A 17493-nucleotide genomic window follows, 5' to 3' on the forward strand; every position below is an offset into this window, starting at 1 on the left:
ATTTTTTAAAGCATTCTGATTGAACGCAGAAGATATTAACCATGCCTTATTCGTGTTGCAAGCAGAAATTTATAACTTTGAGTGTGTTTGTTGCCTTTATGGTCTAATTGCTGTTTTTTTGCACTTTTGTTTTTCAGTCATGAAAAGAAAAACATCCAATATTCATGACGATTTTTATCATATTGGATGTTTTTGTTGTTTGATGAATAACTTAGCTTGAACTATGAGTAAGATACCAGTGTCGTACTTATTTAACTGAATTCTGGCTTACTCATAAAAATTCTAATTCATTATTTCTGCGTTAACGGTAAGTCTTGGGTGAATCTTATGACCAAATCACAAATAGCATTAAGATCATTTATAGAGACGTGAGGCAGTTCGGTGTTTAGGTCGTCACAGTCTGAAGCAATAGCAATGATATTGTCATCATCTGGATGTAGCCAAGGCTTACCAACTTCTTCACGGTGCAATTCAATTTTAGGGAACGATAAATTTTTACACCCTTCAACTAAAATAAAATCGAGTTTACTGCTATCAAAATGGGTCAATAAATCAAAAAAGGGGGCTTCTTCATCCGGTGTTTCTGTCATTAATACATGACGATTACGAGATGAGATTAACATTTGAGATGCACCTGCTTTCCGTAGGCGATAGCTGTCTTTACCTGGTTGATCAACATCAAAGTCATGGTGAGCGTGTTTAAATACACCAACACGTAAGCCTTTTTCGGTTAATTTTGGTAAAAGAGCTTCAAGCAAAGTTGTTTTTCCAGTTCCGCTGTACGCTGCAAAACCAAGAATAGGAATAGAGCATGAATTCATAGAAAACCTTTATTTATCTATATTTGGATAATGTTTTAACTGTTCAAGTGTATTTAGGTTGATAAAGGTTTCTTTTTCATTTGAAAAATCCACCTTATAGGTTTTACATTCATCATAGAAAGCTGTGATCTTTCTCTCTCCACGATCGAGGAAATCCTTGAGTTTGTTTGTTACCCTGTGATGAAAGAGTGTAAAAACGGGTTGATAATAATCACCATCATGTGCCACTAAAATATCGGCATCTTCTTGCCAACCACTGCAAAATATTTCCGCTAAATTAGCCGGAATATTAGGGCTATCACAAGGAACAAAACCAACCCAATCATGCTGATTGTAATGAGTTAAACCCGCATGGATACCACCAAGTGGGCCCGGATATTCAGCAATAATGTCGGCAATAACTGGTGCATAATGCTGATATATTTCTTGACTACGATTGGCATTAATTACGATCGAAGATGCTTGGGGCTTTAATGCTGAAATGACATATTCGATTAACGGTTTACCATTGAGTTTGACTAAACCTTTATCCAGTCCACCCATTCGAGAACCTTGTCCTCCCGCAAGTACAACCCAATGGATCTTCTTTGGTGTCAGCATGATACGTCTCTATATAGGTAGTTTATTAATATTTTTCGTTAGATGAATGATCATCTAAGTTAATATCATTGATGATAGCGATCAGTAAACCATTTTAGATATTACGCTTATTGATTTAAATCAAGTCGTTGCAAAAATCTGGATTAAACAACAATACCTAAAGTAGATCATTCGTTGCATGAGTCATCATGCTGTTTGGTCAAAGCAGGATTGTAACACCTCTAATATTCATATCATGGATGCATTTTTTGTTCTATTTACCGAGTAAGTATTTCTGTCTAACAATAAAGAAATATGCTGAGTGTTTTTTATACAATTAAAAGCAGTATTTGGTTTTATATCTATAATTTACACATTGATGAACATTCGCTGAACCAAATACAGTACGATTAATAAAACAATAAAAATATAAGGATATGTATATGAAGAAAGTACTCTGTACTTCGACCTTTTTGCTTGCGTCGACACTTCCATTTACTAGTTCAGCTTCTGAATGTGGCTCTGTATCTATTGCTGATATGAATTGGAGCTCTGCCACACTGATGGCGAATGTGGATAAATTTATCTTAGAAAATGCTTATCAATGTGATGTTGAATTAGTCCCGGGCGATACTGTACCTACGACAACCTCAATGGTTGAAAAAGGCGAGCCGGATATTGCACCAGAGCTTTGGAGTAACTCGGCAAAAGAATTACTTGAAAATGGTGTGAAAGAAAAGCGTCTTCGTTTTGCGGGTCAAAGCTTATCGGATGGTGGTGAAGAAGGGTATTGGGTACCGCAATATATGGTTGATAAAGACCCCAGCCTTGCCACTATCGAAGGAATAAAAGCGAACGCTAAATTATTTACTCACCCTGAAGATGACAGTAAACATGCGTTTTATACTTGTCCTGCCGGTTGGACATGCCAAATATCAGCAGGGCATATTTTTGATGCACTTCAACTCAAGAAATCTGGATTTGAACAAGTTGATCCAGGTTCTGGCGCGGCGCTTGCTGCCACCATCGCTAAAGCTTATTCACGTCAAGAACCTTGGTTTGGTTACTATTGGGCACCAACAGCCGTATTAGGTAAATACCCTATGGTTAAAGTAGAGTTTGGTCAAGGCACTGACGAGCAGCATTACCAAAACTGTATTACTCAAGTGGAATGTAAAAATCCGAAGCCGATTATGTGGCCACGCTCTAAAGTCGATACGGTTGTGACTGAATCGTTTGCTGAGCGTGCACCGGATGCGATGAATTACTTAAGTAAGCGTGCATACACCAATAAACAAATGAGCAATATGTTAGCTTGGATGGAAGATAACCAAGCCGACGGTGAAATGGCGATGGAAGAATTCATGCTTAAACACAAAGATATCTGGTCAAAATGGCTAGATGGACAAGCATTGAAATCCGTTGACTCTGCGGTCAGTAAATTGTAGTGACATGCCTAATCTATCATTGATTTTATCGATTTTAGGTTGAGCATAATTTTAGTTTGTATTAATAATAAATCATCAAATATCGGAAGTTGAATGTCTTTTCCAACTTGGTTAACTGAGTTTCCTGAATTAGATCGGGACAGTTTGTTATGGATAAGAAGAACACTAGATTCTGCTTATCGCGATTTTTCTCGTCAATACGGCGATACTATTGAATCATTTTTCCACCCATTGCTGTCATTTTTGGTCGGGTTTGAAAAATTATTACTCAGCACACCTTGGTGGTTGGTAATAGGGGTACTGGCTGTGCTGTCTTTTGCTGCTAGCCGTTCTTGGAAACTGTCTTTAAGTGTCATCATTTCCTTTTTCTTAATCGGCTACTTCGGCATGTGGGAAGACACCATGAGAACCATGAGTATTATTCTGGTCTCAACTTTTGTCGCCATTGTCTTAGGTGTGCCTACCGGTATTGCTATGGCAAGTTCTAACCGGGTGCAGCGCATTGTCACGCCGCTATTAGATATCATGCAAACCATGCCCGCATTTGTTTATTTAATTCCAATAGTGATGCTACTTGGGATTGGTAAGATCCCCGGTTTGATTGCAGTGGTGGTTTACGCCATTCCTCCGGTGATCCGCTTAACCAACCTCGGCATACGATTAGTTGATAAAGAAGTATTAGAAGCTTCCACCGCTTTTGGTGCGAATTCTTTTCAGCGTTTATTTGGGGTTCAAATCCCCCTTGCCATGCCTAACATTATGGCTGGTATTAACCAAACCATCATGATGGCGTTAGCGATGGTCGTTATTGCATCAATGATTGGTGTTAAAGGATTAGGGCAACCGGTTCTCAAATCGATAACCAATCAATATTTCACGCTTGGCTTGCTCAATGGCTTAGCGATTGTGGCTCTGGCGATTATTTTTGACCGTGTCACTCAAAGTTATGCCAAGCGTACTCAGCAACATCTTGGAGGTTCCAAATAATGGAAACAAAACTTCCAAATGAAGGCACCACACCTTCACAAGTGCCGCATATTCGAATTAAAGAACTTTATAAAGTATTTGGCACCAATGCTTCGAGCGCCATTGAACAACTACAAAATGGCAAAAGCAAAGAACAATTAATGCATGAATCCAACTTGAGTGTTGGCTTGAACAATATCAACCTCGACATTAATCGTGGTGAAACGTTTGTGGTGATGGGGCTTTCGGGCTCTGGGAAATCAACACTTATTCGACACTTTAACCGTTTAATTGATCCCACTTCTGGGGCAATTGAACTGGATGGTGTTGATATTTGTTCTTTTTCTGCAAAAGAAATACAAGATCTGCGCCGTCATAAAATGTCGATGGTTTTTCAGCGCTTTGGCTTACTACCACACCGTACCGTAATTCAAAATGTAGCTTACGGTTTAAAAATTCAAAAAGTCAGCCAAGATGTTTGTGAGAAAAAAGCCCAGCATTGGATAGATGTTGTGGGGTTGAAAGGCTACGAGCAACAATACCCAAACCAATTATCTGGCGGGCAACAACAACGAGTTGGATTAGCTCGTGCATTATGTACGGATGCTGAGATTTTGTTGATGGATGAAGCCTTTTCAGCACTTGATCCTCTCATACGCAGTGAAATGCAGTTACAGCTTAAAGAGCTGCAACAAAAGCTGAATAAGACGATTATCTTCATCACTCACGATCTCGACGAAGCGTTAAGGTTAGGGGATCGCATTGCGATTTTAAAAGATGGAGAACTGATCCAACAAGGTTGCCCCATTGAAATTTTACTCAATCCAACCACGGATTATGTGGCATCGTTTGTCAAAGACATCAATCGGGCGCGCGCGTTAACCGTCGCAACGGTGATGGAGCCTTTAGATGATGAGGATAATATCGATATCAGTAATGCAGTAACACTTGAGCAAACCTTAGAAACCGTGATGCCAGTGGTGTTAGCAAGCCAACAATCGATTGCCGTGATAGATTCAGACGGAAAAGTGGTAGGCAAAATTCAAGCTGAAAAGTTAGCTCAAGTATTACGTTAATGACTCGTAAGTTAACTAAGCTTGAAATTAACTAGGTATGAAGCTAACTAAGCATAATGAGTACAAAACAAACAAGGCGGCTAAGATGGTGGCCTTGTTTGTTTTGTATATAAAGCTTTCTGGTTATAAGCTTTGTAATAACTCTGGAGTAATTTGTTCAAGTGATGTTAGTTTGTGATCCGCAATAACAAAGCGAGGCTGTTCACGTTGTGAATGCTCTGGGATCACAATAGTCTTCATCTGAGCCGCTTTAGCTGCCAATAGACCAGTGAATGAATCCTCTAAAGCCACACAGTCTAATGGCGACACCTCTAATGCATCTGCTGCATTCAAGTACACTTCTGGGTGAGGTTTGCCATAGGGGAGTCCTTCAGCCGATAATACCGCTTCAAATACGCCATCCAACTCAAGTGCTTCTAACACCGCTTCAATCAGTACCATTGGAGATGAAGACGCTAAGGCAATCTTTAAATCTTGTTGTTGGCAGGTTTCAAGCGCATGGAATAAACCGGGCATCATCGGCTTGTGCTCTTTGACAAGTTCGATAACGCGCGTAAGGATCATATTACACACATCCTCACAGCTTAATCCACTCCATGGCGATTGACGGTAATAGAGCTCAACAATTTGATCAATACGGACACCGGTTGTATCTATGGTATCTTGCAACGTAAGTTTAACGCCCACTTTAGGGAATACTTCAAGTTGAGCTTGTTGCCAAAATGGTTCGGAATCCACCATCAAACCGTCCATATCAAACACTGCTGCTTTAATCATCTTGTATACCTTGTTTTGGAATTTGATAGGGAGTTTAGCACTATGTTATGACGATTTAATAGCGCTTAATCTTTTGATTCACACGCGATTCATTACCTTAAAATTCACCTTAAATATCAGGGCATATTAACGATTAAAAGCCGATGTAATTTATATGCTGCTCATTAAATGATTCTTTCCTGTCTATCGCATTTCCTCCGATTCAAGCCACAATCCCTTCAAACAGTGAATACACTTATTTATTAAAAATAAGGAGAGCTCGAAGATGAAGCAAAAAGAATACCGACCGTTGCCTGTAATCATAACAATGGCGTGTTTACCAGGGTCGCTTTCTTTGCACGCTGAAACGATAAATGTAATGAGTGATGAGAAGGGAAGCATACAACTTATGCTTGCCAATGAGTATGACGATGATATCAATATCAGTCACTATTGCATGAGTGAGAAGTTAGATGGCATCCGTGCGGTTTGGGATGGTGAGCACTTTTACACACGTAATGGACATCCTATCATCGCGCCCAAATGGTTTACCCAAGGTTTTCCAAAGCTTAAATTAGATGGTGAGTTATGGGCGGGAAGAGGGCAATTTCCGCGCGTTCAACAAACCGTTCTTGATCACGAGCCAAATGATGAGGACTGGAAAGGCATTCGTTTTATGGCCTTTGATATTGTCGATGATAAACAGGCTTTTACTTTTCGATATCAGTGGTTAGATTCGGTTATTGGAACAACCAATTCCCCATACTTAGAATTGGTTACGCATGAGGCTATCTTATCGCGCGAAGCATTATTTGAGAGGTTAGAGGAAATAGAGCAAGGTCGTGGTGAAGGCTTGATGCTGAGAAAGTTCAGTAGTCACTATCAAAGTGGTCGTAATGATGATTTATTAAAACTGAAATCTTATCAAGATGATGAGGCGGTTGTAATTGGCTATAAGCCGGGAAAAGGGCGCAATCGCGCGCAAGTAGGCTCTTTGTACGTGGAATGGAAAGATGGAAAACGATTTTATTTAGGTAGTGGCTTAACGGATGCACAAAGATCTGATCCTCCCGCGCTAGGCAGTAAAGTAACCTTTCGATTTAATGGTTATACGCGTTCCGGTTTACCACGTTTTGCTCGATTTGTTCACGTTAGAGTGGAAGGAAGTTAAATCAAAACAACTAAATAAAAAGGCTCGAACCAGTCGAGCCTAATGTTGGATTTATTAGTCGTAGCAACAAGATTAGCGGCCGGCAAACTCCAACTGAACTTCATCGGATTGTCTATGCAACCAGTATAAGCGTGCAGACAATAATACCGCTGCCATACTTAATCCGAAGATGATTCCAATCCAGAACCCATTCACACCCATCGGTTTGTCTGTAATCCAGCTTGTCATACCAAGAATGTAACCAATTGGCATGCCGACTATCCAATATGAGAATAGGGTACGAGTCAGTATTGAACTCATATCCTTATAACCACGTAAAGCCCCAGCAGCAATCACTTGTATTGCATCACTGCATTGATAAATCGCTGCCATAAATAACAAGTGCATAGCGATTTCTAACACTTCTTTATTGTCAGTGTACAAACGGATAATTTGCTCACTGAACACAATGGTTAAACCAGCAGTCATTAATGCGGTCACAAACGCGACTATTAACCCCACATGAGAGGACACTTTTGCACCTTCCACATTATGCTCACCCAATTGATGACCAACACGGATACTTACTGCTGCCGCAATACTCATAGGCAGCATGAAAACCATAGAGGCAAAATTGATAGCCACTTGATGCGCTGCGACAATGATTGGCCCAAGTGGGGCAATCAATAGGGCAACCACTGCAAAAAGCGTCACTTCGAAGAAGATAGAAGCGGCAATTGGAAACCCTAAACGGAATAAGCGTGATAACGAATGCATATTCGGTTTATGAAACTCTGTAAAAATATGGATGTTCTTGAACTTTTTCGCCGTGATCACATACCCAAGCATGCATAAGAACATCACCCAATAAACAATGGCCGTTGCAACACCACAACCAACAGCGCCAAGTGCTGGCATACCAAACTTACCATAAACAAAAATCCAGTTTAAAGGCACATTAAGCCCTAAGCCAATGAATCCAAGGATCATTGCCGGCTTTGTTAAAGATAATCCGTCAGAAAGACTACGCAGTGTTTGGAATAATAAAAACGCAGGTACAGCAAAGATCATCGAAAACATATAGCCATTGGTTTTAGCTGCCATGACGGGTTCGATTTTCATGACATGTAAAATATGCTGAGTTTGCGATAACACAACAACAATAGGGATCGCCACAAGGAATGAAAGATAAAAGCCTTGTTGAATTTCATGTGCAATTCGAACTTGTCGTCCAGAACCATTTAATTGCGCTACCACAGGTACTAAGGCAAGCAATAAACCGATACCAAATAAAATAGAGGGCAGCCAAATACTCGATGCAACAGCAACAGCTGCCATATCGGTCGCACTGACTCCACCGGCCATAACGGTATCCACAAATCCCATACCTGTTTGAGCGACAGAGGCAAGTAAAACGGGGGTCGCTAACTTAACAAGGATGGAACTTTCTTTACGATAACGATGCACAAATTCTCCTAACAACGTTAAAACACGAGAAGATGATTATAGCGATTATTTACATTATAGCGATATAAATAACAGGCAATAAAAAGCCCCAAAATTAGGGGCTTAATGATTGTCTAAATTGTATTAAACTTTAAAAAAATGAGTGATCTTCTGCTCCAATACTTAATTGAACCTTTGCATTTTCGATTTTAAGTTCTAAATGAATTGCATGGCTACAAGCTGGACAATCATCATAAAAATCTTGGTCACCATTAGAAGAATCAACCGTCATACCAATTTGGTGTCCGCAATGTGGGCAAGACACTCTTTTTTCCATGTATTTTATCATCGCTTCCCTCACTATACTTCCCGTGTAAAGCTCTATGAACATCAAAATTAATCAGAATAAGGATGTAGGTGTTTTCTGATTTGATTTTATAGTAACTCGGTAAGTTAGTTCATGATTGAAAATAAGCAAAAAGGTTGAATCACAGCAAAGTTATAACATTATTTAGCTTCTTTTTTGCCATTATTAAGTGACAAAGCAGTCAATAAAAGTAATTCGAACTTCAAGCCTCCGTATATTTATGTAAGTGTAGTTTCTTATCAACATTTTTATACGAGGCATGTCTCACTTTAAGGTTTTGTTAATTAAAATTGAAAATTAACAATATGTTACAGGTTACTTTATTTTTCTAATTGGCTTATTTGTTCAAGGCATTGAGGTAAATAGTCACCTCCAAATTGATTGCAGCAGCAGAGTAGGTAGTACAATTGATAAACCGATTTTCGGTTTAAATATCCTTCAGGCAATGGATACGATTGGTTATAAGCTTTAAAGAATTCATCATCTAAACCACTAAATGCTTCAATAATCGCAATGTCACATTCTCTATCACCCCAATAGCTGGAAGGGTCATAAGAGATCACCCCAGAGACAGATAATGCATGATTATTAGCCGTTAAATTACCATGTAGTAGTGCAGGTTTTGGCGAGTGAGCGCCTAAAATAGACTTCACCAGATTAACGGTTTGATCAATATCACCGAGATCTAATCCTTTTTCCTTTAATAATTGCAGTTGCCAACCAATTCGGAATTCAGCAAAAAAGAAACCCCAGTTTTTATGCCAGGTGTTCGGTTGAAGATTTAGACCTACATAAGTATCAGCGTCATACCCATACTCCTTTTGCTCACCCCATTGATGAAGCATGGCAAGTTGGTTGCCAAAATCAAAGGCATCTTTAGGGGGAATGACAGGTTTAGTGGGTAAATAATTCAAGATTAAAAAGGCATTATCTTTGGTTACACCGCAAGTAACCGGTTGGGGAACGCGAATGGTGCTAGTGGCCAGTAAAGCCGAGAGGTTATCAATTTCAGATTCGAATTTAGAGATAAACTCGCGACCGTTAACTTTAACAAAGTAACGTTCCTCACCATCGGAGATCATGTAACAAGAGTTACATTCCCCATCACTTAGGTGTTCTTTTTCTCGAATGATAAAGTTAAATGCAAGAACTTCTGATAACTGTTGCGCAATAGCGTGCCACATAGTGCCTCCAGATCTTGAAATTCACCAGCCTATGACATTAGCTTAGCTGAAGTTTCAAATTAGAGAACTAATACGCAAAAATAACTTTAATCAGTTAGTCATTTACACTATTCAGTTAGTCTGTGATATCAATAACGTTTTGAAAAGCTAGCTATTTGGAGTGACTCGTCTAAATTGCCAAAATTTACTCGCCCAATAAGGATTATCTAAGCGTGAAATAATGACACCTTTAGATGAGGAAGCGTGCATAAACTCATTATCACCGAGGTATAAGCCAACATGGCGCTGATTCCAACCGGTTTTGAAAAAGACGAGATCACCAAAAGTAGCTTGGCTTTCTGGAACATATTCGCCTTCTTTACTTTGTAATTCAGTTGAACGAGGTAGGTGTAATTGGTAAACACTAGACATAGCGACTTGCATAAAAGCAGAGCAGTCTATGCCTTGTTTGGTCGCCCCACCAAATTCATAGGGAACACCTTCCCAAGATTGATATAACAATGAGACTTCTTGCTCTTCTGTTGGCGCAGAATCTATCAGAGAAGACTTAGCTGGTGGATTTGATAGTTTAGAGGATTTAGAGCTCGCAGGCGGTTGGGAGGCGCAGCCAACCAGAAAACTGGTAATAAGAGTGAGAAGTAATGGTGTCATTTTCATGTTGAATGTGCCTAACAGTGATAATAATGATGAAATTCTGTGCCTTTATAATAGAAGATGCGAGTTTTCACAAGTTGATATGTGATATTGAAAACGCTATTAATTAATGTTTCGTCAAAATTTAATATTCTTTGATGTTTAAAACATGAAGATAGTCATTGGTTTATAAATAAGCAAATAGATTGGCAGAACAAGTAACTTCGCCGCTAATCACAGTTTGCGCAACGAGTTTGTGGATAATACTTTTAGTTTAATTTTTAATTTAGATGTTGTGGAGAATAGGGATGTATTACGGTTTTGATGTCGGTGGTACCAAAATTGAGTTCGGTGCATTTAACGATAACTTAGAACGTATGGCTACGGAACGCGTACCAACTCCGGGTGATGATTATCAAGCTTTACTTAGCGTGCTAAGTGAACTAGTCGAGAAATACGATAAACAATTTAGTGTGAAAGGATCAATCGGTATCGGTATTCCAGGCATGGAAAGTGTCGATGATGGTGCCGTTTTAACCTCTAATGTTCCAGCAGCAAAAGGCAAAAAATTACGTGAAGATTTAGAAGCCCTAGTTGATCGCCCGGTTAAAGTTGAAAACGATGCTAACTGCTTTGCTTTATCTGAAGCTTGGGATAAAGAGCACCAAGGTAAAGAGTCAGTTTTAGGCCTTATTCTCGGAACGGGATTTGGTGGCGGTATCGTCAATAATGGTCATGTCGTTTCTGGCCGTAGTCACGTTGCTGGTGAGCTTGGGCATACTCGCATGCCGATTGATGCATGGTTTTACTTAAACGACAGTGCCGAAGGCATTGATGCACCTTTATTTGGCTGTGGTTGCGATAAGAAAGGCTGTATTGATAACTATTTATCTGGTCGTGGATTTGAACAGCTTTACCAGCATTACTACGGCGAAAATGTTAAAGCGATAGACATTATTAATCGTCACAAACAAGGTGAAGAAAAAGCAGTTGAGCATGTCGAACGCTTTATGGAACTGCTCGCAATCTGTTTGGGTAATATATTTACCGCCTTTGATCCGAATGTTGTGGTTCTTGGCGGTGGTTTATCAAACTTTGAATTAATTTACGAAGAAATGCCTAAACGAATTCCAAAATATCTGCTTTCAGTGGGTAAAGTACCTACAATATTAAAAGCTAAGCATGGTGATTCTGGTGGTGTTCGTGGCGCAGCATTCTTGAATATTGTTTAACGTATTTTCAAACAGTTAAAACTAAAAAAGGGTTCACTTTAATTTTAAAGTGAACCCTTTTTGTTATTTCTTTTTTTGACCAATGCCAATATTTTCTTTTGGCATTAAGGTAATGCGTCCAAAACCTAATTTTTTAAAATGTGCATCACGGTATTCCCGAACCGTTTTTGTATCAGAAATTGCTTCAATAGATTGCTCCATTTTTAAGTAATCACGGATATCAAGCCCTTCATGTGCAGCAACGGCTTCGTGAATAGTGTGGAATTCACGGTAGCTAAATGCCAATGTTTTTTGTTCATCTTTATAAGTGTACGTAATGATGCGAGACATAAAATTTTCCAATAAAAAAGCAGCAACAACAAGAACATGTTACTGCTTTAAAAACCAAACTGCTTTTAAAACTGATTGCCGGATTATACCCTTAACCAACAAAAATCACTAATATGCCTCAGTGACAGCAGTGTAAAACACTATGGTTGCATTGTAGTACGTACAGCAATCATTGGTGGGTAAATGTTATTTTTCCTAAACTCTTTCATTACACGTAATGTAATATCCGTTTCAAATAACTTCTCATAAACTGTATCCACCACATAAGCCTTACAGGTGAGTTTAATCGCAAGATAGTTATCCGCAATGTCTTGACTAACCAATACAACTACAGGCTTAGGTAAGTGAATATAACGGCTAGAAGAGGCAGCTTCCTGAATTAAGTCTCTGGCTAAATCTATATTTTGATCCATTCCGATATAAAAAGGGATCACACATTGCATATCTAGAGCACCATAGTTACCACTCATGGTGACTTCACTTAAAAACTTGTTGTTGGGAATGGTAATAATGTCATCGGTGAGTGTTCTCATTCGGACAGAGCGTAAACCAATGGTAATGATATCCCCATAATTACCCTCAAACGTGACGCGGTCACCAACTTGAAAGGGGCGATCAATCATCACCGTCAAACCTGCAATGAAGGACGCTGCCAGATCTTTTAAAGCAAAACCGATAGAAACCGCTAACGTACCACCAATCAAGGTTAATATTTGATCGTTAATCCTAAAGCTCACCATGAATACAACCAAACCTGCACTCATATAAACGAAGAACTGAAAGAAAGATTGCAGCTTTTGTAGCACCATTCGATATTGAACAAATTGGCTACTGAATGTTTCAACTAATTTATTGGTAAAACGTAATAGAATCCAAGAAGCAAGAATGATGAAAAAAGAGAAAAGGACACCACTCCAGCGAATAAGACTAGTAAATTGGCTGATATTTTCTAAATGAGCAGAGGCATCTTCCGCGCTGGCTAGGGCGCTTGTGCTTAATGCCATGAGTAATAAAAAGGACAGTATCTTTTTCATGTTATTTCACCAATAAATGCTGACGATGTAAGGCGTTGGTAATAAAGCGATACCAATGATCGGAAATTTTTGCTTTATCTGCAGTCCACTCAATGTAACCACGGCTTTCAAAATAACGTAAAGTTCCAATAACTTCCGCAATCGTAAGCTGAGTACACTCGGACAATTCTTCTGGAGTTGACACTTCAAGTTGAACAATTGAACGCAAAATTGCCAACATCGGTTTTGGCATTTTTTCTAGCTCATCGGCTTGAGGTGCTTGGAAAAGGCGAACTACAACTTTTTCAGTCTTCTGATCGCGTCTTAAAGACAATCTAAAAAAGCGAAGCGCAACAGTGGGGTTTCCGTCCGCATAATGCCAAAGAATTCGATAAAAGCCTCTCCTTGCGCGTTCTTCTTCTGAAATATCATCTTGGTCCCATTGTTTAGGTAATGAAAGATCATCAAAAGAGACAGGGTTTTCAACATCTTGGTTTAAACGTGAATCCAATAATTCAGAAATTTCTGCTTCAGACCATCTAGGCATAAACGTCACGAGATCGAACAACAGACGTTCACCACGCGCTCGATCGACAAAGCGCCAACTTGATTTCTCAATAGCAAGCAACACTCTGTGGTTTTTCTTAGAACGGCGCATAAGATTAGTAAACTTCATTAGCCCAGTCAGACCGCCAACCATTGGTTTAACTAGACGCTGAGCATTATCTACGGCTATAAGGTAGTTCGTATCACTTTTTCTAAGATAAGCTAAAATTTGAATATCTGTCGCGGCGGCGTCTAAACCTATTTGAACTGCAAGATCCGACAATAACTCAGCGTAGCCAGAATTAGGGCAGTTTAAATAAATGGCTTCCGCATTATTTACGCGATACAGAATTTGTTTAATAAATGTCGTGGTTCCTATGCCTCGTTCACCGCTCACTACGCACATCGCAGGGCTGTCGGATAAGATATAACGAGAAATCTGCTTAATCTCTTCGCAAGCATAGCCAATGAGTTCGCTGTCTTCTCTACCTGGTAGAACGTAATTGAAAATATCGTCACCTTTCAATTTCACCAAGTTAGTATTGTTGCCACCGCTGTCACTTTGTTTGGCAACTTCAATTCTGAATAAATACGCCAATGCTTGGCTGAAGAAAGCGTATTGTGACAAGTTAGCGATGACAAATTGCTTCAAACTACGAGTGATTAACCAAAATGTCATGGTCGCAGTTGTAATAGTCGATAAACCGAAAGTGTTTTGTTTATCAACAGCCCATAAAGCCCATACCGGCATTTCTAAGCTAGTGTGGTTTTCACTAAAGACATACGGCTTCCACTTACGCAGTACCAAAATAGTAATAAAGATAAACCACAGAAACAGTAGGCTAGATACCCAATGATAAATGGTACCTTCGCCAATCGTAGTTTCGGTTATTTGTAAGATGACACCTGCACCAATCACACTCCAAACGTAGTAACGAATTGTTGATAAGCGGATTGCTGTGATTTCTTTAGTTGTTGAGCGGCTATTGCGATAAGCAAATTCAAGAATAAATTTAACCGCAATCGAACCACCTAAAATCCACCATGTAAAGATGTCTAAGAACTTAACATGTTGAAGGCTTTGTAATTTCGCTAAGATATCAAGAGATACGGTGATGGCAATTAACCATGCAATAGGGCGATTGGCTTTACTGATGTACCAAAATAACCTGACCCATATCGTTGGTGCCGTTGGGGTTTCTAGCTTTGTTTTACGAAAATGTTGGATCATTCCACGGCTGTTTCGCAGCCACCATGACAGCAATAAATAAACAATAAAGAGTTTAACCACCATCGCGATTACAGGAACCGGTGAAATCGTAAGATCTTTAATGAAAGCTTTAAAACTCTGAAGTTGATAAAAAAGAAGGTATTGAGCATTCAATTCAGTTAAATGAAGTTCAGCTTTAAATTGTGTGACACCGTATGGGCCAAACCCTGTCAGTTTATTATAAACACTTGATTGAGCTAACTTGAGTAAATCTTCTTTCGATTGACTATAACTGTGCAGAGTTAAGTAATACTCTTGCGCGCGAAACCATGCATTCGTACCACCTTTAGTACGGTATTCTTTCAGCGTATCTTGAAATCCATTGGTGCCTATATCAATCTGATACAGCGTGGTTGATAGCAATTCATCGACTTTAATATGATCTTTTTCTGTCATAAATAAAGGATCAGGTAGTTTCGCAATTTGATCGGCGATTCTTTGGGCTGCAGGCGTGATGGTTGGTGTTTTCGATTGATGAGTTGGTTCCCATTCTGCTTGAACAGAAAGAGAGAAAAACAACAATAAGCTAAGCATTATTTGAATGGTCTTACCCATAGAGTTCACTTTTAAATAGTTGAAAGGACATGTTTTTAATAAAGATATTATTATACTTAATTATTTTTTAGATGCTTGTTAATGTAATGACTAACGATAAAAACAATCATATATTTATTAAATCACATTAATTATGGTCGTAAATTCCGATCTAACACATAAGTTTTTAATCCAAAATGTAAAATTACGAATAAAACAGGTAAATTAGCCTTATCTATTTTTGTTGTATCGGCATGTTAGAACCGATTGATTTAAGTTACATAGCAAAAGGACTTTGAATGCTTTTTCCTTATCAAAATATTGTCGTTCTCACTGGCGCAGGTATTTCTGCCGAGTCTGGCATTCAAACTTTCCGCTCTCAAGATGGTTTATGGGAGAGTCACAAAATTGAAGATGTGGCAACACCAGAAGGTTATGCGCTTAACCCTGAATTGGTACAAGAATTTTATAACCAAAGAAGGGCAAGCTTGCATGATGTCAATTTGATGCCAAATGACGCCCATATTGCACTGGCAGAGCTTGAGCAGCAATTAAATGGCAAAGTCACGATCATTACACAAAACATCGATAACCTACATGAACGAGCGGGCAGTGAGCGTATTATCCATATGCATGGTGAATTATTAAAAGCTCGTTGCCCAGAATCCAATCAAGTGATTGAGGTGACTGAGTCCTTAACAACAACAGATTTATGCCATTGTTGCCAAATACCAAATCCTTTACGACCACATATTGTTTGGTTTGGTGAAATGCCGTTAAAAATGGCAGAAATATATTCTCTTATTGAGCAGGCTGATCTGTTTATTTCAATTGGAACATCAGGTGTGGTTTATCCTGCGGCAGGATTTGTTCATGATGCAAAAATGCATGGTGCTCATACCATGGAAATCAACTTAGAGCCTAGTGCAGTACAAAGTGAATTCGCTGAAAAAAGATACGGCAAAGCCAGCATAGAAGTGCCGAAGCTCGTTGCCGAGTTACTAGCCGACTGATTCAAGAAAAATAAAACCCGCTATTGCAAGCGGGTTTTATTATCGATACCAAAGTAAGTAAATGTAGAACGATTACATGTTTACTTTTAGCTTTTGGAAGTACTCTTCATAAAGCACATTCGCTTCACCAACATCATCTTGCCATTCACCTGAATCTAAAACTTTCTGTGGTGGGAATACGTTGTCATCATTTGCGAAATCTTTTGGCAATAATGGATAAGCGGTTTTCACTGGGGTCGGGTAACCAATTTCCACCGCAATTTTGGCTGCATTTTCTGGGCGTAATAAGAAATCAATCATCTTGTAAGCCGCATCAATATTCTTAGCTCCAGACGGAATCGCTAGGCTATCCATCCAAAAAATTGTGCCTTTTTCTGGCCAAATAATATGAATAGGGGCGCCTTCTTTGCGAGCAGCGTAAGCAGATCCATTCCACAACATACCTAGCGAGGTTTCACCGGCCAAATAAGGGTTAGCAGGGAAGTCTGAGTTAAACACCAACACATTTGGCATTAACTTTTTCAGCTCTTCGTACGCTTCTTTAATTTGTGCTGGATCTTGTGTATTACCTGAATAACCCAACTTCGTTAGAGCAATTTGGAACAGCTCACGTGGGTCATCCATCATCATTAACTGACCGACCCATTTAGGATCCCATAAATCATCCCACTTATGAATGCTAGATTTATCCAACATATCGGTGTTAATACCAATACCCGTTGCGCCCCATACATAAGGAATAGAGTAGTTATTGCTTGGATCAAAAGGTTTGTTTAAATAGTTTGGATCCAAATCGGAGAAGTGAGATAACTTCGACTTATCAATTTCTTTTAACATGCCTTCTTTACGCATTTTAGAAATGAAATACGTAGAAGGAACAACAAGATCGTAACCTTTACCTTGTGTTTTTAATTTAGCGTACATGGACTCATTGGATTCATAAGTTGAATAAATAACTTTGATTCCTGTTTCTTTGGTAAAGTCTTGAAGTACTTCGCTTGGAATGTACTCAGACCAATTATAAAAATAGAGTTCTTTGTCATCAGCTTGTACGGAACTTGCAGTAAACGATGCCGCAAGCGTTGCAGCTACAAGGAACTTAGACCATGTTTTCATTGGTGACTCCCAG

At 39.2% G+C, this 17493-nt stretch carries 16 protein-coding genes and 1 pseudogene; 6 read left to right on the forward strand and 11 right to left on the reverse strand.

The genetic code is table 11. The annotated features are described in order from the left end of the window. Positions 1-311: 311 nt before the first annotated feature. A pseudogene (gene mobB / locus A1QC_RS00320) lies at positions 312-821 on the reverse strand (molybdopterin-guanine dinucleotide biosynthesis protein B); the annotation flags it as partial. 9 nt (positions 822-830) lie between these two features. After that, complete coding sequence (gene mobA, locus A1QC_RS00325; RefSeq protein WP_026025875.1) at positions 831-1421, reverse strand: molybdenum cofactor guanylyltransferase MobA; 591 nt, start codon at positions 1419-1421, stop codon at positions 831-833. Positions 1422-1843: 422 nt separating this feature from the next. Between mobA and A1QC_RS00330 the strand changes: the two genes are divergently transcribed. The 3 genes from A1QC_RS00330 to A1QC_RS00340 all read left to right on the forward strand — a co-directional run bounded on the left by A1QC_RS00330 (position 1844) and on the right by A1QC_RS00340 (position 4890). Beyond that, positions 1844-2848 carry a glycine betaine ABC transporter substrate-binding protein gene (locus A1QC_RS00330; RefSeq protein ID WP_017025561.1) on the forward strand — a complete coding sequence of 335 codons (1005 nt, stop codon included), beginning with the start codon at positions 1844-1846 and terminating at the stop codon, positions 2846-2848. A 93-nt stretch (positions 2849-2941) separates the two neighbouring features. Further along, the gene (locus A1QC_RS00335) at positions 2942-3835 is read left to right on the forward strand and encodes an ABC transporter permease (RefSeq protein WP_017025562.1); all 894 of its coding nucleotides are present in this window, start codon (positions 2942-2944) and stop codon (positions 3833-3835) included. Beyond that, positions 3835-4890 (forward strand): quaternary amine ABC transporter ATP-binding protein, encoded by a 1056-nt coding sequence (locus A1QC_RS00340; RefSeq protein WP_017025564.1) that lies wholly within the window; start codon positions 3835-3837, stop codon positions 4888-4890. The genes A1QC_RS00335 and A1QC_RS00340 overlap by 1 nt, the downstream gene beginning before the upstream one ends. A gap of 123 nt (positions 4891-5013) precedes the next feature. Here the strand turns inward: A1QC_RS00340 and hxpB are convergent, their stop codons facing one another. Beyond that, positions 5014-5667, reverse strand: coding sequence for a hexitol phosphatase HxpB (gene hxpB, locus A1QC_RS00345; RefSeq protein WP_017025566.1), 654 nt, complete (start codon positions 5665-5667; stop codon positions 5014-5016). 265 nt (positions 5668-5932) lie between these two features. On the opposite strand from hxpB, the gene A1QC_RS00350 reads away from it, so the two are divergent. Further along, entirely contained in the window at positions 5933-6817 is an 885-nt protein-coding gene (locus A1QC_RS00350; RefSeq protein WP_017025567.1) for a DNA ligase, read from the forward strand. 72 nt (positions 6818-6889) lie between these two features. On the opposite strand, the gene A1QC_RS00355 is transcribed toward A1QC_RS00350, so the two are convergent. From A1QC_RS00355 to A1QC_RS00370, 4 genes are all read right to left on the reverse strand, one after another. Continuing rightward, entirely contained in the window at positions 6890-8263 is a 1374-nt protein-coding gene (locus A1QC_RS00355; RefSeq protein WP_017025568.1) for an MATE family efflux transporter, read from the reverse strand. A gap of 130 nt (positions 8264-8393) precedes the next feature. Continuing rightward, positions 8394-8591 (reverse strand): CPXCG motif-containing cysteine-rich protein, encoded by a 198-nt coding sequence (locus A1QC_RS00360; RefSeq protein ID WP_026025877.1) that lies wholly within the window; start codon positions 8589-8591, stop codon positions 8394-8396. 338 nt (positions 8592-8929) lie between these two features. Continuing rightward, positions 8930-9793 (reverse strand): fructosamine kinase family protein, encoded by an 864-nt coding sequence (locus A1QC_RS00365; RefSeq protein WP_017025570.1) that lies wholly within the window; start codon positions 9791-9793, stop codon positions 8930-8932. Between the two features lie 147 nt (positions 9794-9940). After that, positions 9941-10450 carry a C40 family peptidase gene (locus A1QC_RS00370; RefSeq protein ID WP_017025571.1) on the reverse strand — a complete coding sequence of 170 codons (510 nt, stop codon included), beginning with the start codon at positions 10448-10450 and terminating at the stop codon, positions 9941-9943. Between the two features lie 284 nt (positions 10451-10734). Between A1QC_RS00370 and nagK the strand changes: the two genes are divergently transcribed. Continuing rightward, positions 10735-11658, forward strand: coding sequence for an N-acetylglucosamine kinase (gene nagK / locus A1QC_RS00375; protein WP_017025572.1), 924 nt, complete (start codon positions 10735-10737; stop codon positions 11656-11658). Positions 11659-11721: 63 nt separating this feature from the next. Here nagK and A1QC_RS00380 read toward each other — a convergent pair whose 3' ends face one another. The 3 genes from A1QC_RS00380 to A1QC_RS00390 all read right to left on the reverse strand — a co-directional run bounded on the left by A1QC_RS00380 (position 11722) and on the right by A1QC_RS00390 (position 15372). Beyond that, entirely contained in the window at positions 11722-11988 is a 267-nt protein-coding gene (locus A1QC_RS00380) for a DUF2960 family protein (protein ID WP_017025573.1), read from the reverse strand. 140 nt (positions 11989-12128) lie between these two features. Beyond that, complete coding sequence (locus tag A1QC_RS00385; RefSeq protein ID WP_017025574.1) at positions 12129-13022, reverse strand: mechanosensitive ion channel family protein; 894 nt, start codon at positions 13020-13022, stop codon at positions 12129-12131. A gap of 1 nt (position 13023) precedes the next feature. Further along, positions 13024-15372, reverse strand: coding sequence for an ATP-binding protein (locus A1QC_RS00390; protein ID WP_017025575.1), 2349 nt, complete (start codon positions 15370-15372; stop codon positions 13024-13026). 278 nt (positions 15373-15650) lie between these two features. Here A1QC_RS00390 and cobB point away from each other — a divergent pair, with 278 nt between their 5' ends. Continuing rightward, a complete protein-coding gene (gene cobB, locus A1QC_RS00395; RefSeq protein ID WP_017025576.1) occupies positions 15651-16364 on the forward strand; it encodes a Sir2 family NAD+-dependent deacetylase in 714 nt (237 codons plus the stop codon). 72 nt (positions 16365-16436) lie between these two features. Here cobB and A1QC_RS00400 read toward each other — a convergent pair whose 3' ends face one another. After that, positions 16437-17480, reverse strand: a complete 1044-nt coding sequence (locus tag A1QC_RS00400) for an extracellular solute-binding protein (protein WP_017025577.1) — start codon at positions 17478-17480, stop codon at positions 16437-16439. Between the last annotated feature and the right edge of the window lie 13 nt (positions 17481-17493).

Source organism: Vibrio rumoiensis 1S-45 (assembly GCF_000286955.2).
GTDB classification, from domain to species: domain Bacteria; phylum Pseudomonadota; class Gammaproteobacteria; order Enterobacterales; family Vibrionaceae; genus Vibrio; species Vibrio rumoiensis_A.